The organism is Vibrio sp. N418 (assembly GCF_000222565.1).
GTDB lineage: Bacteria > Pseudomonadota > Gammaproteobacteria > Enterobacterales > Vibrionaceae > Vibrio > Vibrio scophthalmi.
Map to the genome: position 1 here is coordinate 1 of NZ_AFWD01000082.1, position 24,012 is coordinate 24,012.

The following is a 24,012-nucleotide window of genomic DNA, read 5'->3' on the forward strand; positions in this document are numbered from 1 at the left end:
ACTTAATCCAAAGTAAGCCGAAAATGCCGAGCGTTGGGAATCCGTCTTTAACGCTTTGTTAGGCAAATTGCTCCGTGATTTTCGAATCAACTTTGCGAATTTGTTCAGCAACATGACCATACAACTCATTGATTAAATTGAATAGTCCCTCGAAACTATGCGACCATGGCGCTGAGTACTTGCTAGTAGGCACAAATACTTCTGAGTTACTTTCGTGTTTGACAAAATAGACCTCAGCCTGCTCGCAAGCTGAGTTATCTGCATGGGCGATATAAGTATTTCTCATTTTGTACACATGGTCATGGAGCTTTAGCAGATCAGGAGAATATTTATATACACGCTTTGAATCTAAAGATAACCCTCGTGCTGCACCACTAGAAAAACATTTACTGTAGGTAATCACAAAGGCTTTATATAAATGACTAGACAAGTCTTCATGATTTCTCATTGAATTAAGTATTTCGTGACATTCTCTTATATCAGCAAGTATTAATTGAAGTGATGCTCTTCGTTTCGCAATATGACCTGAAACTTCAGATAAATCACAAGCTTTCTCATCATAATATGCTCTGTAATCTATTTCTGTTGCCCCCTCGAGAGCAATGATTTCGTACTTAAATTCTGACATAGTCTATCCATTTGCCTAACGCCGCGTTAAGTGGTGAGCAACGCTGACCACCTTACCTAAACCATTGTGACATAAACACTTAAACCGAAGAAAGCCGAAAACGCCGAGCGTTGGGAATCCGTCTTAAACGCTTTGTTATGTTTGTTCTACATTCACGCGATCACACCAATATTCTGAATAACTTTCGTTTACCCAACATTCAATACGTATTGTGCCAAACTCTTTATAAGTATTTAGTTCTTGGGAAATAGTTATGCGATCAGACGATAGTAAATCACTAACTGAGTCAGCTAAATCTTCAAATCCATAAAGCTCAACAGTTTGATTATTACTTCGGAGACTAAGCTTGAGAACTCCTTGTTCTTCGGTACGAACAGCGGTGAGGTTACCTATAAAATCAGGTCTAACACACTCAAATAGTTTCTTATAATCGCTCATTTTCCCTCCGAAAACATAACGCCGCGTTAAGTGGCGAGCAACGCTAACCACCTTACCTAAACCATTGTGATATAAACACTTAAACCAAAGTAAGCCGAAAACGCCATGCGTTGGGAGTCCGTCTTGAACGCTTTGTTATGAGTATCACTTAAATGGTGTGAGATCTATACCTTCAATGTCACAAACAGCTTTCACTGTTGGATGATCCGACAGGCGATTCAGATAGCTCGCCAAGTGTTTGAATGTCAAAGGAGATCTCTGAATTGGTAACGACCACTCAGCCAACATGAACAAGAAGTAGTCACACGCAGACAGAGTGTCACCTAGTAGGTAATCATTGTGCTCTAGCTGATCATTTATGATCGACAAAGCTTCAGCTATACGCTCATCTTGAGCCGCTACGACATTTGGGATTGTTGATTCATCATTTGTATGACGATGCGGATAATAACGAACCATTAACTCAGCTTGAAGCGTGTTGTTTAGAAAAGCTAACCATTGAAAGAACAGTGGACGCGCAGAGTCACCAATAACCGGAATTAGCCCTTGTTCAGGGTGTAATTCACAAATATGAATACAGATTGCTGGGCTCTCAAAAATAGCCTGTTCGTTATACACGAGAGTAGGAATACGACCAGCTGGATTTAGCTTTAGATACTCAGCTGATTTTTGCGAATTTGACTTCTTATCAACCAGTAAGAGATCGTATTCAGCGCCAACATGATGAAGTAGAAAATGCGGAGCTAAACTCGCATTGTTTGGGTAGTAATATAGCTTAAACAAAACAACCTCCATATTGAAAACTAGCGGATACTCATAACGCCGCATTAAGTGGTGAACAACGCGACACCCTACCCTAAACCTTGCCACATTTAGCACTAAAGCCGACCTAAACCGAGATTGGCAAGCGTTGAGAATCCGTCTTAAATGCTTTGTTATGTGAATTTACTTTTGAGATAGATGATTTAGAGGAGCCCATGCAGATTCATCTGATACGCCAACCTTTTGGCACCAGATCCAACCATTGAGTTCATACTCTTCGATTAAAGTTTCGCCAATAGCCAAACAATGCTCTTTAGCAAAGTAATCTTGTAAAACTGTAACTTCATTGCCGCTGATTATGAGTATTTGTTTGGGTATCCAGCCCTCTTTATCAACACCCTTACAAAACACCCAATTTGCCCAATCACCATCCGAGTTAGAATCTTCGGCAAATTGTAATTTTTCACCCTTTTCAATTCTTATTGGGTGTTCTGGTACATCAATATATTCTCTTATCACCATGTACGTCATAAGTTCCATTTCCCCATTCACATAACGCCGCGTTAAGTGGTGAGCAACGCCTACCACCCAGCCTAAACCATTGTGACATAAACACTTAAACCGAAGAAAACTGGAAACGCCAAGCGTTGGGAATCCGTCTTAAACGCTTTGTTAAATTACTTTTCCTGCACAGAACCAACGGAATCTTCTTTATTCATACGATCATAATTTATAGACTCTTTTAGTAAAACTCCTATATTGGATATTTCCTTATTAAATTCAATAGGTAAGGATATTGGGGTAATCACCTGATATAACGAAAAGAATATTGAGCACAACAATGTAACAATCGATAACCATATTGCTCGAGTTGCCGTTTTATTTGCGTCTATAGAACTTTCTCTGGCTTCTTTAAGCTCTTCATATTCAAGAAGACGAAAGCGATCTATGGCTGAACACCAAACAAGCATTTCTTTATTCTTCTTTTCAACAATCGCATACACAATACTCGGAATATATGCTGTAGAATGAGAAAGTAGATGCCGATTTGCTATTTGATCCATTAGCATTTCTTGCTGTTGCTCTGAGACATTCAGTTCTGAAAACATAGTGATCAAATCAAAGGGGCCATTTTTGTCTACTGCATATCGTATTACTTTTATGAAAACATCATCCACGGTACTCGTATCCCTTAGTAATTTAACGCCGCATTAAGTGGTGAACAACGCGACCACCCAAGCCTAAACCTTGCCACATTTAGCTCTGAAGCTGACCTAGGCTGAAATCGCCAAGCGTTGAGAATCCGTCTTAAATGCTTTGTTATGTTTTAGCACAATCCGTTGATTTACTTGGCAAAGAACTGAAGTATTGACCTAGTTTTCTGAACCAAATCACAAGCTCGAACTCGCTTGAGCGGCAGATACGCCAAACCAGCAACGAATAAGTCCACTTCCCTGCTAATGAGGCAACTCGATACTCTTTCAACAAGCGCCCTTTCTTAGCAAAAGCAGCGCAGAACAATGGTGATTTGCCGAGGCAACTGCCAAGGTTATTGGCTGATTGGCAAATACACCCAAAGCGACTTTGAGCCAGAGAAACAAGACGACCAAACCACCCGAAAATTCGAATGAAGCCACCCGCGAACCTTGGCATGTTTTACGGGTGAAGTGATTCAAGAACTGGGGCAGACAATAGGAATTTGCTGAGCCTACTCCCAACGAATAGCAAAAGGGGCAAAGAACGATTCAAAGGCATTTAAGCCATTGAAATCCTAGTAAAACATAACGCCGCATTAAGTGGTGAACAACGCGACCACCCAACCTTAAACCTTGCCACATTTAGCACTGAAGCCGACCTAGACTGAAACCGCCAAGCGTTGAGAATCCGTCTTAAATGCTTTGTTAAGTTTTAGCACAATTCGTTGATTTACTTGGCAAAGAACTGAGATGCAGACTTAGATTTCTGAACTAAGTCACAAGCTAGAACCCACTTGACCGGCAGATGCTCCAAACCCAAGACGAGTAAGCCCACTTCCCTGATAATGAGGCAACTCGATACGTTTTCAACAAGCGCCCTTTCTTAGCACAAGCAGCGCCGAACAATGGATATTTGCCGAGGCAACTGCCAAGGTTATTGGCTAATTGGGGAATACGCCCAAAGCGACTTTGAGCCAAAGAAACAAGACGACCAAACCAACTGAAAACTAGAATGAAGCAACCCACGAACCTTGGCATGTTTTACGGGCTAAGTGGTTTAAGAACGGGGCGACAATGCTGATTTGCTGAGTCTACTCCCAACGAGTAGCCTAAGGGGGAAAGAACGACTCGAGGGCATTTAAGTCATTGAAATCCCATTAAAACATAACGCCGCGTTAAGTGGTGAGCAACGCCTACCACCCTACCTAACCTATTGTGACATAAACACTTAACTCAAAGTAAGCCGAAAATGCCAAGCGTTGAGAATCCGTCTTGAACGCTTTGTTAGCCGCTAGTACACCTTACTAAGATCCTTACGCCACTCGGGCTGAACATCTTCAAATGCCCAGTACGTTTCCATCCGACAAATTTGATTTGATGCAAATGTAAATATGCTTGTAGCGTAAAAACTATCCGCGAAAGAGGGGCTTGTAACGTAAACGATGCTAATGACTTTATCCGAGTCAGTGCTCTCGGCATGCTTTACTTCAAACATCCAATCTTTACCAAAGACTTCGTTTACAGCAATGAACTCATCAGCACTTTCGTAATATTCACGACTTGTTGGCCATATAACTTCTAGCTGCTCACTAAACAAGGATTTAGAACCCTCATAATCTCCGGCACTGAATTTATCCCAGAGACTTTTTACGATTTCAACTTTACCCACACTACATTCCTTGCATTGAAAACTATAGTAGCTGCTAACGCCGCGTTAAGTGGTGAGCAACGCTACCACCCTACCTAAACCATTGTGCCATAAACACTTAACCCAAAGTAAGCCGTAAATGCCAAGCGTTGGGAATCCGTCTTAAACGCTTTGTTAGCTGAATTTTTCAAGCGCATTACTTGTTAATGACCAAGAATTGTATTCAGGTTCACATTTAAGTATCTGAATTCCTCTGGAAGACCAACTTTCCAATATTTCGACAAGTTCATCTTTTTCCAAGCCTCTTTCAGACACATTCTTCCAAATATGATGCCCAAGATAAACTTTACAAAATGACTTTTCTGGTATTTTAAGGCAGTGGATTGGGCGACCATCTATGGTTATTTTATTCCAATCACCTTGATTGTTGCTATATTCACATTCTTTTGTTTTCGGAATACTTACTTTGGTAGAAGAACGAATGTCTTTCACCACTCTAACCTCTTCTTCATACGCCCATTCAAGTGATTTATAAAGGTAGCTTCTAGCTAGCAAATTTGAAGAGTGTGCCTCAAACCGCTCAAGCTCAAAATCTTCGAGCATCAAGCGATTAAAGTCGCTAAATACTATTGGATTTGCAGGTTGAGTAGCTGTATATCGAACATCTCCGTAGTGCGAGGGGATCACAGAAGTTTCAGACGAATTTAAATCAGCAAGGTCTACATCAATACCAATGACCACGCCTTTATGTGAATCGCCATAATGTGACCACATCAAAGAATTCAATGGCTGACGAGTAAGCGATAACACGCCAAATTTAGTAGACAACCTATTTTTGAGTCCCATAGCTATTTGCTTGCTTGTGAGGCTTGAGTCTTCTTCAAATAGAAGACTTGAGCTCTCAAAGGGGTCGTTTAAATCATTAACTCGGCTGAACCCTAACGCTGAGGACTCAATCATAGCTCGGGCACCAGATAGACTTACATATTTGTATAAAATCACCAAACCTCCATTCAGCTAACGCCGCATTAAGTGGTGAACAACGCGACCACCCAACCTAAAACCTTGCCACATTTAACACTGAAGCAGACTTAAACTGAAATTGCCAAGCGTTGAGAATCCGTCTTAAATGCTTTGTTATGTTTTAGCACAATTCGTTGATTTACTTGGCAAAGAACTGAAGTGTAGACCTAGTTTTCTGAACTAAATCACAACCTAGCACTAGCTTGACCGGCAGATGTACCAAACCAACAACGAGTAAGCCCACCTCCCTGACAATGAGGCAACTCGACCAAGCCTCAACAAGCGCCCTTTCTTAGCAAAAGCAGCGCAGAACAATGGCAATTTGCCGACTCAACTGCCAAGGTTATTGGCTGATTGGGAAATATGCCCAAAGCGACTTTGAGCCAGAAGAACCTGACTACCGAACCACCCGAAAACTCGAATGAAGCAACCCGAGAACATTGGCATGTTTTACGGGTTAAGTGATTTAAGAAAGGAACGATAATAGTGATTTGCTGAGTCTACTCCCAGCGCATGGTTAGAGGAGAAAAGAACGACTCAAAGGCATTTAAGCCATTGAAATTACATTAAAACATAACGCCGCGTTAAGTGGTGAGCAACGCCAACCACCCTACCTAAACCATTGTGACATAAACACTTAACCCAAAGTAAACCGAAAATGCCGTGCGTTGGGAATCCGTCTTAAACGCTTTGTTATGCGAATTGTGGTAGGACATAGCGCTACTTTACGAGTATAACTTCATGCGATAATACCTTAAATTTCCAGTTCGTAGGTATCTCGTAAATATGTCCGGCATAACAATAATAAACACTGTAATAGTAATATTAACAATTGTCGGGTCGGTTCGTTATCTATTTATCTGCCACAAACTTAACAGTAAGCCAAAATTAGAAGACTTAGTGGCACATGCACTCGCATCTAGCTCATTGCCTGTTTCAATAACTCTAATAATCGCCGGCATCAACCCAGAGGTTCTAAACTGGTTATCAGGATTGAATTTATACTACGCAATAGCTGGGATTACTCTCCTTTTTGTAACTTGTAAACAGCTGAAAACGGACCGTTAATGATCATTCGCATAACGCCGCATTAAGTGGTGAGCAACGCCTAACACCTAGCCTAACCCATTGTGACATAAACACTTAAACTGAAGTAAGCCGAAAACACCAAGCGTTGGGAATCCGTCTTAAATGCTTTGTTATGTTTTAGCACAATTCGTTGATTTACTTGGCAAAGAACTGAAATGCAAAGCTAGATTTCTGAACTAAATCACAAGCTCAAATTCACTTGACCGCCAGATGCACTAAAGCAGAAACGAGTAAGTCCACTTCCCTGATAATGAGGCAACTCGATCAAGCCTCAACAAGCGCCCTTTCTTAGCAACAACAGCGCAGAACAATGGTGATTTGCCGAGTCAACTGCCAAGGTTATTAGCTTATTGGGAAATACGCCCGAAGCGACTTTGAGCCAGATAAACAAGACGACCAAACCACCCTAAAACTCGAATGAAGCAACCCACGAACTTTGATATGTTTTACGGGCTGAGAGATTTAAGAACTGAGCGATAATGGTGATTTGCTGAGTCTACTCCCAACGAATAGCCAAAGGGGAAAAGAACGACTCAGAGGCATTTAAGCCATTGAAATTCCATTAAAACATAACGCCGCATTAAGTGGTGAGCAACGCTAACCACCCTACCTAAACCATTGTGACATAAACACTTAAACTGAAGTAAGCCGAAAACGCCATGCGTTGGGAATCCGTCTTAAATGCTTTGTTAAATGCACTTTCCCAACAGAAACTCCCAGTCTGAAAAAGCAATCTGATTCTTGGTAACTTTAAGCCGATGATAGCCCGCATCTGTATTTGAGGTAATTTGAATATACTGATGTCCAAATATATCATTCTTAGCCATTAACTCAGCTTTGAGGCCACGAAGACAAACGTCATTTCCCACAACTGACAAATGGCTCTTCTTACATAAGGCTAGAAGTGAATACACAACCACCATACTCGTCACAGCGACAAGAAATGGCCATAATTGCAATTCAGTTTCGGAGAGCCAATTGAAAATAAGCGTGAAAACTGCGTAGCTCGTTACCATGGACAACACCATTTTCCAATGCCACACATTAATTCTAAATTCTATATTTCGATTCATCCGTAAATCCTATTAGAACGCACGTGCATTTAACGCCGCATTAAGTGGTGAACAACGCAACCACCCAACCTTAAACCTTGCCACATTTAGCACAGAAGCCGACCTAGACTGAAACCGCCAAGCGTTGAGAATCCGTCTTAAATGCTTTGTTAGCCCTATGCCAAAAGGCTACCAACTTCAATTGCGTCTATCTTTACACCAAAGCTCGAAATATTGGGCAATGTTGCATTATGATGCGCACGAATTTGAGCGCCGGTAGCATGCGATTTATCGTGGGTTGTATGAGCGTCCGATATCAACGTAACCGAATAACCTAACCCAGCAGCCCTGCGAACGGTCGTATCAACACAAAACTCAGACGCATAACCACAGACGATTACATTGTCGATTCCTAATTCTGTCAGAAGACTTTGAAGGTTTGTATTCAAAAACGAATCCGGAGTTGTCTTACGAACAAAATAATCGTCCACTTGAGTCACAAGCGTCGACTGCAACTTCCAACCATCGGAACCAAATTCGATCACAGAATTGAGCTGCTCATGCTGGATGAAAATAACTGGAACTGCCGTATTCCGAGCCCATTTGGTCACTTCATTAATCTTATCTAAGACTACTTTAGACTCAAATGGTTGTGGTTCGGGATCGAATAAAATCGATTGAACATCGATAACAAGAACCGCAGATTTCATAATTATCCTCTTATAGGGCTAACGCCGCGTTAAGTGGTGAGCAACGCCAACCACTCTGCCTAAACCATTGTGACATAAACACTTAACCCAAAGTAAGCCGAAAACGCCTTGCGTTGGGAATCCGTCTTGAACGCTTTGTTATGTAAATTCAGCCACCTAAGCCAAAGTTACCATGAAAAACCAAGGCTGTACGTCCGAAGAAATAGCCAAAACCAAAGAACCCAACAGTGTTCACGAATTTACATTGCCAGCAATGTTACAACCCAGACTGCAACAAGCGAAAAATAGTGATGACCAGCGCTCAAAGATGCTTTTGAATCTGGGAAATCTAACAAAAGAAAGCAGCAACAAATGGGAACTTTCGTTAGCCTTGCCCTTTCCACACTTTGAGCCCGCAAAACTAACCACGAACCAGCACTGAAACTGAATGAGGAAACTCACGAACCTTGGCATGTTTTACGGCTAATTTGGCAAAGAATCGGGACCGAAAGAGCTGATTTTGACGAGGATGAAAACCGATAGGTTGAGAGAGCGAATAAACAGAATAATACCGATTTTACCCGCTTTACATAACGCCGCGTTAAGTGGTGAGCAACGCCAACCACCCTACCTAAACCATTGTGACATAAACACTTAAATTGAAGTGAGCCGAAAACGCCATGCGGTGGGAATCCGTCTTGAACGCTTTGTTATGTAAATTCAGCCACATAAGCCAAAGTTACCACGAAAACTAAAGTCTGTACGACCGAAGAAATAGCCAAAACAAAAGAACCCAACAGTGTTCACGAATTTGCATAGCCAGCGATGTTACAAACCAAGCGGCAACAAGCGAAAAATAGTGATTACCAGCAATCGAAGATGCCTTTGAATCTGGGAAATCTAACGAAGGAAACCATCAGCAAATGGGGACTTTCGTTAACCTTGCCCTTTCCACACTTTAAGCCCGCAAAACTAACCACAAACCAACACTGAAACTGAATGAGGAAACTCACGAACTTGGCATGTTTTACGGCTAATTTGGCAAAGAATCGGGACAGAAAAAGGGGATTTTGACGAGGATGCAAACCAATAGCTAGAGACCGCGGATAAACAGAATAATGCCAATTTTACCCGCTTTACATAACGCCGCATTAAGTGGTGAACAACGCGACCACCCAAGCCTAAACCTTGCCACTTTTAGCACTAAAGCTGACCTAAGCTGAAATTGCCAAGCGTTGAGAATCCGTCTTAAATGCTTTGTTATGTAAATTCAGCCACATAAGCCAAAGTTACCACGAAAAACCAAGCCTGTACGACCGAAGAAATAGCCAAAACCAAAGAACCCAACAGTGTTCACGAATTTGCAGAGCCAGCAATGTTACAGACCAAGCTTCAACAAGCGAAAAATGGTGATGAGCAACGACCAAAAATGCTTTTGAATCTGGGAAACCGAACGAAAGAAACCATCAGCAAATAGGGACTTTCGTTAACCTTGCCCTTTCCACACTTTGAACCGGAAATACTAACCACGAACCAACTCTGAAACTGAATGAGGAAACTCACGAACCTTGGCATGTTTTACGACTAATTTGGCAAAGAATCGGGACAGAAAGAGCGGATTTTAACGAGGATGAAAACCTATGGGTGGAGAGAGCGAATAAACAGAATAATACCGATTTTACCCGCTTTACATAACGCCGCATTAAGTGGTGAACAACGCGACCACCCAACCTTAAACCTTGCCATATTTAGCATTGAAGCCGACCTAGACTGAAACCGCCAAGCGTTGAGAATCCGTCTTAAATGCTTTGTTATGTTTTAGCACAATTCGTTGATTTACATGGCAAAGAACTGGGATGCAGACCTAGATTTCTGAACCAAGTCACAAGCTCGAACTCACTTGACCGCCAGATGCGCCAAACCAGAAACGAGTAAGCCCACTTCCCTGCTAATGAGGCAACTCGATCAAGCCTCAACAAGCGCCCTTTCTTAGCAACAACAGCGCAGAACAATGGTGATTTGCCGAGAAAACTGCCAAGGTTATTGGCTAATTGGGAAAACCACCTAAAGCGACTTTGAGCCAGAGACACAAGAGGACCAAACCACCTGAAAACTCGAATGAAGCAACCCACGAACCTTGGCATGTTTACGGGTGAAGTGATTCAAGAATTGGGGCAGAAAATCGTGATTTGCTGAGTCTACTCCCAACGAGTAACCTAAGGGAGAAAGAACGACTCGAAGGCATTTAAGCCATTGAAATTCAATTAAAACATAACGCCGCGTTAAGTGGTGAGCAACGCCGACCACCCTACCTAACCCATTGTGACATAAACACTTAACCCAAAGTAAGCCGAAAACGCCATGCGTTGGGAGTCCGTCTTGAACGCTTTGTTAGTTGTAATTGCCCAACTCGAGCGTAAAGCTAAATCCAGCATCACTGACGACTTTCGATACCAATAAAATGAATTGTTCAGCTTCATGGTTTAGCTGATATTTAGAAACAATCCTAATTTCAAAAAGTTTCCTATTCGCTATCGGGTATCGCTCATATATTTCACCAGATTCAATAAATGATAAATAGAGGTTCAGTTTATCTTGTAGCATCAATAGCTTTTCATTTCCGTCATCCCATTCTAAATGATCGGATATTACAAGTGTTACTTTCTCATCGTCATGTGCGATAAAATCAACTCTATCGAGCTGCTCGATCGTCATTTTAAACCCTTTACAACTAACGCCGCATTAAGGTGTGAGCAACGCTACCACCAAACCTAAACCATACCACCGTAAACACAAAACCCAACAATGGAATGAAAAATACCAAGCGTTGGGAATCACTCTTAAATGCTTTGTTAAGTTTTCATTATTGAATTCCCAATATCATCTCGAATATTTACAACAATGAAAACAGAAAGGAAGTCGATTATAGATAGCATTGCTTGCTGAAAATCTTCCATATAAACACTTTCATCACCGTGTTCTAGAGCATTTTGATACCTTGCTACGGCACTAAAATCATGATGGGTAATTCGAGATAAAAAGGAGTATATTTCATTATAATAGTCTTCTCCAAATGGTGAAAACTTCGCTTTCTCTTTGACTTTAGCGACAAGTTTATATTGAAATACATTTGCTTTTTTCAAGTCATTAGCCTGTTGTTTATTTAACTTCTCTTCTTTGAGCGAATTTACATAAACTTTAGTCCACTCACTCTCAGACATGATACTTGTTATTTGAAGAAATCGAGCGATTTCATGAGGACTTATCCAGCTAATATAAAAAGTTAAGACTAGTTCATATATACTACGCAAAAGGTGTGCAGATTGAAGAAACAGACCATCCTTCAATAATAGCTTTATTGCTCTCAATGATTCACCTAATCTTACAAGTACTGAGTACATTACATGATGGTAATGTATTTTTGGATTTAGCCTACTATAATGAAAACCTTTGAATTCTGACTTCACAGAGTTGACAATCTCTTCCATAAGCTCCACACACTCGACCATATTGCCTTCATTGGAGAACTTATCACTACTGAAGATTGAGTAAAGCCCTTTGGGCTTAACGCACACCATCCCATATATATAGTGTTTTATTTGCTCCCCAGATTTAAACCCTTTAATTTTGAAAGCTGACTCTTCAAGCTCCCCTATTTCCCCATGGATAATTACAGGGACTTTGTTTATTCCTAAAGCTTTATATGCATTGTAAGCATGGACATCATCAGGGCATACGTAGTCAAAACTACACTTAGGATTTCTATTCACATATATATGTAATGAAGGTCTTATCCCGCCTTTAATGGCATCTTTAGTTCTTTCAACACCCCAATCAACAGCATCATCTGTATAAAAATCCCACTCATTGTCATCCCGTTTATAAAAACCACAGACAATCCTAGATAATGAAACTCTTGAAATATGTGAATGCTTTTTCCCCAACCCAAAATCATTATATAACTTATGAAATATAGGATCGTGCTCACCTTCATTTAGATACCGAACTTCTTCAGGATCACATTTTTTAGCTTCTAAACATAGAACTAAAGATAGAGGATCATTTGGTAACTTTTTGTTCATTAAACATTATCTCAGTACTTGAAAGGAAACTTAACGCCCTGTTAAGGGGTGAGCAACGTAATACAAAAGCCGCCGCATACCACCTTAATCACTAAAACCAACGCATAGTGAAAATGCCACGCGTTGCGAATCCCTCTTGAACAGTTTGTTAAGTTTCATTGCATCTGATCTTTGAGTGTTCCATTCTCGTGGAGTTCATGACAGACATCTAGTGCTGAATTAATTACAGCTTCATACTTTTCTTGAATTGAATCCAACAAAGAAATACAAATAATAAGAGTTGATTCAATATGACTTTTTAGTGTTTCGCTTGACCTCGGGTAACCCCCAAAGGTTACTTCAAGTGTTTTATGATTGGGAAGACCATAAGCGCCAAACGTGCCGCTGTAATTTGGATGAGCATACTCACATAGCATTTCGTAATGTCTGCGGAATTTTCCTTCCAAAACTTTATCTACTGAGTCGATACATTTAAACACATTAATTTTTTCTGGGAACTCTTCATCATTTGACCACCCAACAATTAAGCGCCTCATTATTTCACTAAAATGATCAAGATCTTTTGTTTTTGTCAGATGCTCTAACTTTGAATTTATAAACCATGCGACAGCTAAGGTTTCTTGCGCAGCTCTAGCCGAAACGACTGAGCCTACAAGTAAATTTTTTTCATAGAGTAGATAAGCAGATTCAGTGAGTTCAACGAATCTGTATAGAACGGACTCTCGATAGTAATCTGCATCAAATGTTGGTTTATATGCGATATTTTTAGATATTGGATTAACTGAAGTTCGTAGGTGCTTTTTCCAAACAGAAAGCCCAAGCATTGCTTCATCTATATTGTTATACACGTAACCTCCATTAGAAACTTAACGCCGCATTAAGTGGTGAACAACGCGACCCCCCAACCTTAAACCTTGCCACATTTAGCACTAAAGCTGACCTAAGCTGAAATCGCCAAGCGTTGAGAATCCGTCTTAAATGCTTTGTTATGTTTTAGCACAATTCGTTGATTTACTTGGCAAAGAACAGGAATGCAGACCTAGATTTCTGAACCAAGTCACAAGCTCGAACCACTTGACCGCCAGATGCGCCAAACCAAAAACGAGTAAACCCACTTCCCTGATAATGAGGCAACTCGATCAAGCCTCACAAGCGCCCTTTCTTAGCAAAAGCAGCGCAGAACAATGGTGATTTGCCGAGGCTACTACCAAGGTTATTGGCTGATTGGGAAATATGCCCAAAGCGACTTTGAGCCAGAGAAACCGACGACCAAACCACCCGAAAACTCGAATGAAGCAACCCGCGAACCTTGGCATGTTTTACGGGTGAAGTGATTCAAGAGTTTAGGCAGACAATAGTGTTTTGCTGAGTCTATTCAGAACGAATAGCCAAAGGGGCAAAGAACGACTCAAGGCATTTAAGCCATTGAAATTCCATTAAAACATAACGCCGCGTTAAGTGGTGAGCAACGCAGACCACTAGACCTAAAGTATTGTGCCGTAAACAATAAAGTTGAAGCAAACCAAAAATGCCGAGCGTTGGGAATCCGTCTTAAACGCTTTGTTAGGTTTTTTCCGTCAAAGCTTTTACTTTCTTGATTGCTTCGTTATAACGGTTGCTATCAAACTCCTCTTCAACCAGAAGAGGAACTGGGCTTGCTTCAATAAGTTCTAGTGTGGCAGATGCCAATTCATTGACGGCTTGCTCTTTGTCCTTTACGTCTCGGAGAATTAGCTCCCCTTTAGCTAATGAAAAAGACTTCAGCTCATTCAGGTTTGGCAATAAGACACTAAAAATAGTAGCTAAAGTAACTAAAACCATTAATGATGCTTCCGAAAGATTAAGGTGATTTTTAAACCAAACAGAGCACCAAAGCATGACTAAAAAAATGGCTATGACAATAACTGGCTTTTTTAATTTTTCCACATTACCTCCTTGTGTTAATGACAATTTCCCTTAGAAACCTAACGCCCAATTAAGGGGTGAACAACGCCTCCACCCAAACCTAACGCTTTCTACCGTAAACACTAAAACTGAAGTAGAAGCAAAAGTGCCAAGCGTTGTGAATCCCTCTTAAATTGCTTGTTATGTTTCTATTGCGTTGCACTCAAAAATTTAGGATATTTTGAGAAGTCAAAATCTTTGCCAAGCAACTTGTCTGCTGCCTCTTTGACACGTTTGTTAACATGTTTATTAAAACCACGACCATAAATTTGGTCATTATTGTTTGCTCTTGAAAGTAAATCGAGCATTTCCGTTTCTTTATACTTTCCTAAAAATGGAGATATATATCTACCAAACCTTTGATCTGCAGTATCGAAGCTGCCACTCACCCCATAGTACGCATTTCTTAGAATTCGGACTTTGCTCCACCACTCAGGAGAGTCTGACAATGAATAAAGATGACTAAGAATACGTTTATTTATAGAACCGTCATCATCAACGATATACTTTAATAAATATTCATGAAACTCAGTTAAACTTTTATACTTAAAATTAGAGTAGTAAAATTCACGTTCTTTGTTGTCTACACGATCATCAATAATTATCTTTGCGCTCTTTTTCAAGCTCTTATAAATTTTCACAAACTTAGATAACATTCTGATGAGATAAAATACAGTCTTAGGCTCCTTTGATATGTCTGAAAAGTAATCCTTCTCGTTATCGATCATTTTAAGTGCTTTATTTTCGTTCTTTTTATAAATGTAAATCAAAGCCTGAAAATTGATATTTCTATTACTTACTGCCTTATCATTCTCGAGCTTAAACACAAATTTCCAAAGTGACTTAAAAACTTCAAGTTCAACTTTTTCAGTCATTTGTGATAAAAAGCGGCTTTCTAAGTAATGCTTAAGTTTATCTTCATCACCTTCAAGATAAGATTTAGATGCTTCTAGATCTAAAGCAATTGTTCCTACAATATCTTTAGAAAAGAATGGTGGCTTAGATAGAATACCATCAACACAATTGACAATAAGAGCTCGAACTGTCTCTTTATTTGGTCTGTGTAATTCTAAATTAGAATCAAGAACTGGGTGAGCAGATAAATTTCTCTGTTGGTATAGGTATTCCAAGAAAGATATATTATCCGAGCTTAGAAGCTTTGTTCGCTTTGCCACCTCAGTTACAAGCTTATGCTCCCACTTTGAACTTTTCCGGTCAGCCGATTGAATTTCACTCATCTCTTTTAAAAGAGACTCAGCCGTTTTATCTTCATGTAGATCAACTAGATCTGTTAACTTGAACACTAAATCAATAACGGCAACCGACCACAACATTACAGTAGCTGAACGATAGTTATCATTATTATAAGAGCTTACAATTTCATTGAAATAGTCTCTTGTTTTGTAATTATATATTTTCTCGCTCAATGCTTCTAATGAGAATTCGTCCAATTTTAACTCCTTTCTTATTTAGAAATATAACGCCGCGTTAAGTGGCGAGCAACGCTAACCACCCAACCTAAATCATTGTGACATAAACACTTAACCCAAAGTAAGCCGAAAACGCCAAACGTTGGGAGTCCGTCTTGAACGCTTTGTTATGTTTTATGAGCCCACATTAGCAGTAATACTTCTTTTCTTGTCGAAATACGTTACTACAAATAAGCTCACATATGAACCAATCAAGATGATCACAAACGTAGGAAAAGGGAAACCAGCCAAGTAAGAAAAAAGTAAAGGTGGATATGCGACAAGTAAACTCAAAAAATACCCATAAAACGTTAACTTATCAAATGATTGCCCCGTCGAATCATATGCCGATAACAATATAGTACCAATCAAAATCGGCATCGATAGACTAAGTGCTAGTAGCAACAGTTTGATCACATCAAGAGAAAGGAATAGATCCCTTTTATATATAAAAATCATTAATAAGCCAGGTGAGACAATCGCTGCTATAAATGCCAACGAATAGATAACCTGATATGAACTCATACTTTTTATTTCTCGAATCAATTCTGACACGACAATTCTCTCCGCTAAAACATAACGCCGCGTTAAGTGGCGAGCAACGCTAACTACCCTGCCTAAACCATTGTGACATAAACATTTAAACTAAATTGACCCGAAAGCGCCATGCGTTGGGAGTCCGTCTTAAACGCTTTGTTATGCCGATATTAACATTTCCATGAATACAGCATCTTCGCCGTATACAAGACTGATATCGCTACTTTCCAACGCACTAAAACCTAATGTCGACCAGTAGCCTGACGCGCCTTGAACTGCAACTAAACTAATTTTGTTAACGCCCATTTTCTTCGTTAATTCAAGCACTCGATTAGTCAACAATCGACCAACACCTTTGTTTTGTGCTGTGGCACTAACTGCCATGTCATGGATGAAAAACTGATGGTTACCACTGACCATTACTAACGGTTCAAACAACTTTGGAGGTATTGGACTATCCCACGGATGTGACAACAAATAACCCGCGATTTCTCCGTCGTTCGACTCGCACACAAAACAACTTGTAGGTGACACGATACTTTTGCTTTTTAGTACGTCCAAATCTTCGAGCACACCATCATGATACACCTCAGCCTGAATTCGAAGTATCGAATCCCAGTCTGACTCAATAACAGCTCTAACCTTCAAATTGCACCTCAATTGTCAGTTTCCATTTTAGGCATAACGCCGCATTAAGTGGTGAACAACGCGACCACCCAGCCGAAACCTTGCCACATTTAGCACTGAAGCTGACCTAGGCTAAAATCGCCAAGCGTTGAGAATCCGTCTTAAATGCTTTGTTAAGTTTTTGTTTTCACGTTACTAATTTCACTACTTGGTTTAAGCGAGTTATATAACTCTGTTTCAGAAAATACGATTCCTAAACTAAATGTAGTAATTAAAACCCCAATAAAACCCACCCACATAGACCACGGAACATGTTGATATAACCACTTGAGAGTAATCTTATCTGGATAACATAAATCAGAAGCAGGTTCGGTTTGATGAGGTTCGATATTGGAACTCGCCCTAATTTCTAACTTCTTGATGGCTTGATTAACGACACCGATACACTCACCTAAAGCATCATGATGTGAGCGCCCCATTCTATAAGCCGATTTTACGTGGTCAGCCCAAAAAACAAATTTATTACACAAACTCTCATCGAACTCTAAGAGAGGCGGAATTTCATCAGACCAAGGTAAAAAGTCATCGTGGCTGGAAAACGCTGATAAATCGCCTCGAGTCTTCTGTAGCCTCCTAAGCTCGGTCAATAACTCATCATTCATATACTACCAACTCTCCAAAAAAACTTAACGCCCAATTAAGTTGTGAGCAACGCTACCACTTTACTCAAGCACTTCACCGTAATCACTAAACAAATTGAAACCGAAAGCGCCGAGCGTTGTGAATCAGCTTGAATTGCTTGTTATGTGTTTGTTTCGATTACCCAAACGTCATGATTTTCAATGAAAAATGAATTTCTTGAATGCATAGCTCTGAACAAGCCTAGGCGTGTGTGCCCCTCAGCCAGATTAAATTCATGGTCAAAAGCAATCTCACCGTAGCTTCTTGGATGAATCAAAGCTTCATTTTTCTCAAAAACGATGATTGGTCGCGGGAATGTACAATTGTCAAACATGTAGTTTGAAAGCCTAGTCCGAGCATATTTCTGGTCAATGCAAAGTAACCCTGCATGTTCATAATTTTTACGATTGTGCTCAAGCATTTGAATGTTCATAACCTGCTCCGTTGTTAATCCTTTTAAATGAAACTTCCACTTACGAGGTAACAACTTTGACCAATATTCTATAAATTCATCATTGTGTTCATAAGCCCATTGCTCAACCACACACATGGGTATATTTTTTAGAGACTTGTGCCAACGTGAGTAATAACTTTCAAATGTTTCTTTATTAAAGCCATCAATGTGTCGAACTCGCGGAATCAACCTAGCTCTTAGCCTTTCCAATCGTGCTCGTTTGCTTCTTAGATGCGCACGAGCCATTTTCTTTCGCTTCAAGCGAGTTTCTTTTTTAGTCACTATTTTCTTAGCTCCAATACTGACCATACACATAACGCCGCATTAAGTGGTGAACAACGCGACCACCCAACCTTAAACCTTGCCACATTTAGCACTAAAGCTGACCTGAACTGAAATTGCCAAGCGTTGAGAATCCGTCTTAAATGCTTTGTTATGTAAATTCAGCCACATAAGCCAAAGTTACCACGAAAAACCGAGCCTGTACGACCGAAGAAATAGCCAAAACCAAAGAACCCAACAGTGTTCACGAATTTGCAGAGCCAGCAATGTTACAGACCAAGCTTCAACAAGCGAAAAATGGTGATGACCAGCGACCAAAAATGCTTTTGAACCTGGGAAACCGAACGAAAGAAACCATCAGCAAATGGGGACTTTCGTTAACCTTGCCCTTTCCCCATTTTGAGCCCACAAAACTAACCACGAATCAACACTGAAACTGAATGAGGAAACTCACGAACCTTGGCATGTTGTACGGCTAATTTGGCAAAGAATAGAGACAGAAAGAGCTGATTCTGACGAGGATGAAAACCGGAGGGTGGAGAGAGCGAATAAGCAGAATAATACCGATTTTACCCGCTTTACATAACGCCGCATTAAGTGGTGAACAACGCGACCACCCAAGCCTAAACCTTGCCACATTCAGCACTAAAGCTGACCTAGACTGAAATTGCCAAGCGTTGAGAATCCGTCTTAAATGCTTTGTTATGTTTTAGCACAACTTGCTGAATTACTTGGCAAAGAACTGAGATGCAGACCTAGATTTCTGAACCAAATCACAACGTGAAACATGCTTGACCGCCAGATGCGATAAACCAAAAACGAGTAAGCCCACTTCCCTGCTAATGAGGCAACTCGATCAAGTCTCAACAAGCGCCCTTTCTTAGCAACAACAGCGCAGAACAATGGCGATTTGCCGACTCAACTGCCAAGGTTATTGGCTGATTAAGAAATACGCCCAAAGCGACTTTGAGCCAGAGAAACAAGACGAACAAACCACCCTAAAACTCGAATGAAGCAACCCGCGAACCTTGGCATGTTTTACGGGTTAAGTGATTTAAGAATGGAACGATAATAGTGATTTGCTGAGTCTACTCTCAACGAATAGCCAAAGGGACAATGAACGACTCAAAGGCATTTAAGCCATTGAAATCACATTAAAACATAACGCCCTGTTAAGGTGTGAGCAACGCAATACCGAAGCCGCCGCATACCACCTTAAACGCCAAACGCAACGCATAGTGAAGATGCCACGCGTTGCGAATCACTCTTAAACAGTTTGTTATGTATTATTTTCTAACTGTTGATACTTTGGTTTAAATTCAGTGTGGTGGGCATCCAAGATGTCATTTAATACAGAAGGTAGGTCGTCTTTGCCGATTGTTACTTTTATATCAGTTGTACCACCACCTTTAGAAGCTATTGAGAAGTATATATCTAGAGAGCCATTTGACTTATCGATCTCGTAACGACATTTATTACTTTCTTTCTTCCAATAACGTTCTGTTGCGCCAGCCCTATATACTGACGTATTTTTTAGTTTCATTTTTGACTTCACGTGCTGGCTATTGTTGAGACTCTGGCAACTTGTACGTTTTGAAATAACCATTGCTTCTACGGGTAAACATATGGTTGCACCCTTGATATGGGCATCTTATTTCTTCGCTTTCTTTTGAACCAGGCATGTTTCCACCAAGCTCTTTTACTTCATAGTTTTTTTTGCAACTCGGGCATTGTTCAATATCGTTCATTTTCAATCCTCATCCAAACACTAAAACGACATTCTGTTATTATTCAATAAAACACCCTCCTTATAAACAACTATTTGCTATAAAACTAGAATGCTATGATACATAACGCCGCGTTAAGTGGTGAGCAACGCCAACCACCCAACCTAAACCATTATTCCGTAAACACTAAAGCTGAATCAAACCGGAAATGCCAAGCGTTGGGAATCCGTCTTAAACGCTTTGTTAAGTGTCTGATGTTTGTAAAAAAGGAAAGTCCATATCAAATGCCATTTGTACCCTTTTAAAGATGTCAGAATCCTTTTCTGTATGACTTGCTACTGATAGATAATACTTTTTCCCTTGATGTTCCTTGAAAATAATCCATTCACCAGTCAAGCGGTTTTCACGGGCTCGTTTTTCTATAGCTCCCACTGTTGTTTCATGAGCTAGAAACATTGCCATTTCTTCATCAACATAACCTGACTCATTTTGCTGAAATGCTTCGTTGACCACCTTATTTAGACGCTTATTTCCACCATTCGCGAAACCAAACTCTGCTTTCATATTACCAAGAATAAATAGAGCGTCATAAAAATGAGCTTTATATAACCCTCGCAACGGTAAATGCTTAAAAGTGCCGACCCTTTTCGATTCTCCGGCTTCGACCCGTTTGAGTTCATCTCCAATGCTATGAACATTGATTACGCGATTTGATTCCATCTGAAGAATTTGTGCAATCAAAACAGAACTTACTCGCGAAAGATCGAGTCCATAAAACACTAGGCTAGATTTTGCGTACTTCAAAAGTTCATCTTTGGAAACAGACTGTCTCATAGAAACCTCAAAATTTGATTCTTTCGCCCGGACACTTAACGCCCTGCTAAGTGGCTGACAACATACCACAAAACGTAAATAGACCACCGTAAACACGGAGCAAACTTTGAAGTGAATTCACCGAGCGTTGGCAGTCCGTCTTAAGCAGTTTGTTAATAAAGTGGCTTCCGCAAGCGCGAGACTCAAACAAGCCACAGCGATCACCACAACAAACTAACCTGATTTCTACTGGCTGCTGACCCACTTAACTTTCCAGAACCAAGCTGTCAGCCAACGCCAAACCCAAGGTTTCAAAGGACGAGCCACCCACCAAGATAACGGGCTGCTAATTGCCACAACGATGAACCACTGAGAGCGAAGACGGTTATTGGCATATTAGCTCTTTCGATGAGTTCAAATGGCACTCACACCAAAGAAACAGCAAAAGCAAAACGCACAATTGAACATAGACTAAGGCAACCACCCAACAGCGAATGACCAACTACTAGCAATTAAAACCTTACGTTAACAGCAGCTGATTAACGCCGCATTAAGTGGTGAACAACGCGACCACCCAACCTTAAACCTTGCCACATTTAGCACTGAAGCCGACCTAGACTGAAACCGCCAAGCGTTGAGAATCCGTCTTAAATGCTTTGTTATGTTTTAGCACAACTTGCTGAATTACTTGGCAAAGAACTGAGATGCAGACTTAGTTTTCTGAACCAAATCACAAGCTCGGACTCACTTGACCGCCAGATGCACAAGACCGGAAACGAGTAAGCCCACTTCCCTGATAATGAGGCAACTCGATAAAGCCTCAACAAGCGCCCTTTCTTAGCACAAGCGGCGCAAAACAATGGTTATTTGCCGAGGCAACTGCCAAGGTTATTGGCTAATTGGTAAATATACCCAAAGCGACTTTGAGCCAGAGAAACTCGACGACCAAACCACCCGGAAATTCGAATGAAGCAACCCGCGAACTTTGGCATGTTTTACGGGCTAAGTGGTTTAAGAACTGGGCGACAATGGAGATTTGCTGAGTCTACTCCCAGCGAATGGCTAAAGGGGCAAAGAACGACTCAAAGGCACTTAAACCATTGAAATTCCATTAAAACATAACGCCGCATTAAGTGGTGAACAACGCGACCACTAACCTTAAACCTTGCCACATTTAGCACTAAAGCTGACCTAGGCTGAAATCGCCAAGCGTTGAGAATCCGTCTTAAATGCTTTGTTATGTTTTAGCACAATTCCTTGATTTACTTGGCAAAGAACTGAAGTATTGACCTAGTTTTCTGAACCAAATCACAAGCTCAGACTCACTTGAGCGGCAGATGCGCCAAACCAAAAACAAGTAAGCCCGCTTCCCTACTAATGAGGCAACTCGATCAAGCCTCAACAAGCGCCCTTTCTTAGCAACAACAGCGCGGAACAATGGCAATTTGCCGACTCAACTGCCAAGGTTATTGGCTGATTGAGAAATACGCCCGAAGCGACTTTGAGCCAGAGAAACAAGACGACCAAACCACCCGAAAACTCGAATGAAGCAACCCGCGAACCTTGGCATGTTTTACTGGTTAAGGGATTGAAGAACTGATCGACAATGGTGATTTTCTGAGTCGACTCTCAACGAATAGCCAAAGGGGCAAAGAACGACTCAAAGGCATTTAAGTCATTGAAATTAAATTAAAACATAACGCCGCGTTAAGTGGCGAGCAACGCCAACCACCTTACCTAAACCATTGTGACATAAACATTGAAACTGAAGAAAGCCGAAAGCGCCAAGCGTTGGGAGTCCGTCTTAAACGCTTTGTTATGTGTGTTTTTCTTGCAGTGCCTCGAAAGCTAACTCTTCAAACTCACCTGTTAACTCAGTGCCTAATTCATCTTGTAATTTATAGCAAATCTGATGCTTACCGATAGCTGCACTACCCTCTAAACCAAGTAGAATTGTATACAGAGCATCCGTCAAAGACTCATCCACAACGCCTTTTATTACATCTAACTGCTTCGCATCGATACCAGCGTCTTCCAACGTATTTAGGCGAGATATTTCTGAATCCTTCGAAAAATAGCCTTCAACTAGCTGACGTTTGAGCTCAGAGAACTCATTTACAAATTCCTCTGAGGATATTGAGATTTTCACTTTTGTTACCATTCCTTCAAAACACATAACGCCGCGTTAAGTGGTGAGCAACGCTACCCACCGACCTAACCCATTGTGACATAAACACTTAAATTGAAGTAAGCCTAAAATGCCGAGCGTTGGGAATCCGTCTTAAACGCTTTGTTAAGCTCGCCCAACAGCGAACTCATTAATTTGTCTTGTAGATCAGCTTTGGCTTTTTTCGGCATAGCATGATTATCGTAGGTTTTGATCACGGAAAAATATGCCGGATACCACGCATTAGCTGCGTTAAAAACATCTGTCACATCGTCCTTCGACGAAGATAACAGAGCATTTTTTATTGCTAAATTTAAAGTAAAACTGGCAGAACCTAACTCTGCGCCACCATACACAAGTAACCCTTGAGCTAACTTGTCCATTTTGTGAATTTGCTGGTGTGCATCTTCGACGACAACACGCTCGTTACCTAGTAATTCCATTAGATCTTGAAAAGCTAAAAGGTACTCTTCAGCACGAGCTCTAATTTCTTTTGCATTCTCATTAGCGTTAGCCGCAGATAAAACGATCATGTCTTTTTCTACTTGAGCCTTTGCGCTTTCCAATGTGTAATTTGATGTAATTAGAGCCGCTCCCAAAGATGCTATGACTGCAACTGAGCCCGTAATCACTTGGCTCAAGAGCATACTTCTGTTTTCCATAAAACCTCATTTCATCAAATTAGAGCTTAACGCCGCATTAAG

At 40.7% G+C, this 24,012-nt stretch carries 23 protein-coding genes; all 23 read right to left on the reverse strand.

Annotated elements, in window-relative coordinates; translation table 11 throughout:
• Positions 1-58: 58 nt before the first annotated feature.
• Positions 59-628 (reverse strand): hypothetical protein, encoded by a 570-nt coding sequence (locus RH86_RS16885; RefSeq protein WP_009387506.1) that lies wholly within the window; start codon positions 626-628, stop codon positions 59-61.
• Between the two features lie 135 nt (positions 629-763).
• Positions 764-1,066 (reverse strand): hypothetical protein, encoded by a 303-nt coding sequence (locus tag RH86_RS16890; protein ID WP_009387507.1) that lies wholly within the window; start codon positions 1,064-1,066, stop codon positions 764-766.
• A gap of 144 nt (positions 1,067-1,210) precedes the next feature.
• Positions 1,211-1,849 carry a glutathione S-transferase family protein gene (locus tag RH86_RS16895; RefSeq protein WP_038219864.1) on the reverse strand — a complete coding sequence of 213 codons (639 nt, stop codon included), beginning with the start codon at positions 1,847-1,849 and terminating at the stop codon, positions 1,211-1,213.
• Between the two features lie 162 nt (positions 1,850-2,011).
• Entirely contained in the window at positions 2,012-2,359 is a 348-nt protein-coding gene (locus RH86_RS16900; protein WP_038219857.1) for a hypothetical protein, read from the reverse strand.
• 146 nt (positions 2,360-2,505) lie between these two features.
• On the reverse strand, positions 2,506-3,006 hold the full coding sequence (locus tag RH86_RS16905) for a hypothetical protein (protein WP_009387510.1): 501 nt from the start codon (positions 3,004-3,006) through the stop codon (positions 2,506-2,508).
• 1,309 nt (positions 3,007-4,315) lie between these two features.
• Entirely contained in the window at positions 4,316-4,693 is a 378-nt protein-coding gene (locus tag RH86_RS16910) for a hypothetical protein (RefSeq protein ID WP_009387512.1), read from the reverse strand.
• Between the two features lie 153 nt (positions 4,694-4,846).
• On the reverse strand, positions 4,847-5,674 hold the full coding sequence (locus RH86_RS16915; protein ID WP_009387513.1) for a DUF2971 domain-containing protein: 828 nt from the start codon (positions 5,672-5,674) through the stop codon (positions 4,847-4,849).
• 1,799 nt (positions 5,675-7,473) lie between these two features.
• A complete protein-coding gene (locus tag RH86_RS16920) occupies positions 7,474-7,857 on the reverse strand; it encodes a hypothetical protein (protein ID WP_009387514.1) in 384 nt (127 codons plus the stop codon).
• A gap of 155 nt (positions 7,858-8,012) precedes the next feature.
• Positions 8,013-8,546: a cysteine hydrolase family protein gene (locus RH86_RS16925; RefSeq protein ID WP_009387515.1), complete on the reverse strand. Its 534-nt coding sequence runs from the start codon at positions 8,544-8,546 to the stop codon at positions 8,013-8,015.
• A 2,370-nt stretch (positions 8,547-10,916) separates the two neighbouring features.
• Positions 10,917-11,240, reverse strand: a complete 324-nt coding sequence (locus RH86_RS16935) for a DUF6572 domain-containing protein (protein ID WP_009387518.1) — start codon at positions 11,238-11,240, stop codon at positions 10,917-10,919.
• Positions 11,241-11,377: 137 nt separating this feature from the next.
• Positions 11,378-12,607 carry a DUF5677 domain-containing protein gene (locus RH86_RS16940; RefSeq protein WP_009387519.1) on the reverse strand — a complete coding sequence of 410 codons (1,230 nt, stop codon included), beginning with the start codon at positions 12,605-12,607 and terminating at the stop codon, positions 11,378-11,380.
• A gap of 155 nt (positions 12,608-12,762) precedes the next feature.
• On the reverse strand, positions 12,763-13,455 hold the full coding sequence (locus tag RH86_RS16945) for a hypothetical protein (protein ID WP_009387520.1): 693 nt from the start codon (positions 13,453-13,455) through the stop codon (positions 12,763-12,765).
• 715 nt (positions 13,456-14,170) lie between these two features.
• Positions 14,171-14,533: a hypothetical protein gene (locus RH86_RS16950; protein WP_009387522.1), complete on the reverse strand. Its 363-nt coding sequence runs from the start codon at positions 14,531-14,533 to the stop codon at positions 14,171-14,173.
• Positions 14,534-14,700: 167 nt separating this feature from the next.
• Positions 14,701-16,002 (reverse strand): hypothetical protein, encoded by a 1,302-nt coding sequence (locus tag RH86_RS16955; RefSeq protein ID WP_009387523.1) that lies wholly within the window; start codon positions 16,000-16,002, stop codon positions 14,701-14,703.
• 153 nt (positions 16,003-16,155) lie between these two features.
• On the reverse strand, positions 16,156-16,575 hold the full coding sequence (locus tag RH86_RS16960; protein WP_139047672.1) for a hypothetical protein: 420 nt from the start codon (positions 16,573-16,575) through the stop codon (positions 16,156-16,158).
• 141 nt (positions 16,576-16,716) lie between these two features.
• On the reverse strand, positions 16,717-17,217 hold the full coding sequence (locus RH86_RS16965) for a GNAT family N-acetyltransferase (protein WP_009387525.1): 501 nt from the start codon (positions 17,215-17,217) through the stop codon (positions 16,717-16,719).
• Between the two features lie 140 nt (positions 17,218-17,357).
• Positions 17,358-17,846 (reverse strand): hypothetical protein, encoded by a 489-nt coding sequence (locus tag RH86_RS16970; protein WP_009387526.1) that lies wholly within the window; start codon positions 17,844-17,846, stop codon positions 17,358-17,360.
• A 140-nt stretch (positions 17,847-17,986) separates the two neighbouring features.
• Complete coding sequence (locus RH86_RS16975) at positions 17,987-18,628, reverse strand: hypothetical protein (protein ID WP_009387527.1); 642 nt, start codon at positions 18,626-18,628, stop codon at positions 17,987-17,989.
• 1,252 nt (positions 18,629-19,880) lie between these two features.
• On the reverse strand, positions 19,881-20,144 hold the full coding sequence (locus RH86_RS16980) for a hypothetical protein (protein ID WP_009387528.1): 264 nt from the start codon (positions 20,142-20,144) through the stop codon (positions 19,881-19,883).
• 19 nt (positions 20,145-20,163) lie between these two features.
• Positions 20,164-20,349 (reverse strand): hypothetical protein, encoded by a 186-nt coding sequence (locus tag RH86_RS20585; RefSeq protein WP_009387529.1) that lies wholly within the window; start codon positions 20,347-20,349, stop codon positions 20,164-20,166.
• 222 nt (positions 20,350-20,571) lie between these two features.
• Positions 20,572-21,162, reverse strand: a complete 591-nt coding sequence (locus RH86_RS16990) for a hypothetical protein (RefSeq protein WP_009387530.1) — start codon at positions 21,160-21,162, stop codon at positions 20,572-20,574.
• 1,795 nt (positions 21,163-22,957) lie between these two features.
• Positions 22,958-23,317, reverse strand: coding sequence for a hypothetical protein (locus RH86_RS16995; protein ID WP_223296364.1), 360 nt, complete (start codon positions 23,315-23,317; stop codon positions 22,958-22,960).
• A 77-nt stretch (positions 23,318-23,394) separates the two neighbouring features.
• Positions 23,395-23,970 carry a hypothetical protein gene (locus tag RH86_RS17000; protein ID WP_038219863.1) on the reverse strand — a complete coding sequence of 192 codons (576 nt, stop codon included), beginning with the start codon at positions 23,968-23,970 and terminating at the stop codon, positions 23,395-23,397.
• Positions 23,971-24,012 lie beyond the last annotated feature (42 nt).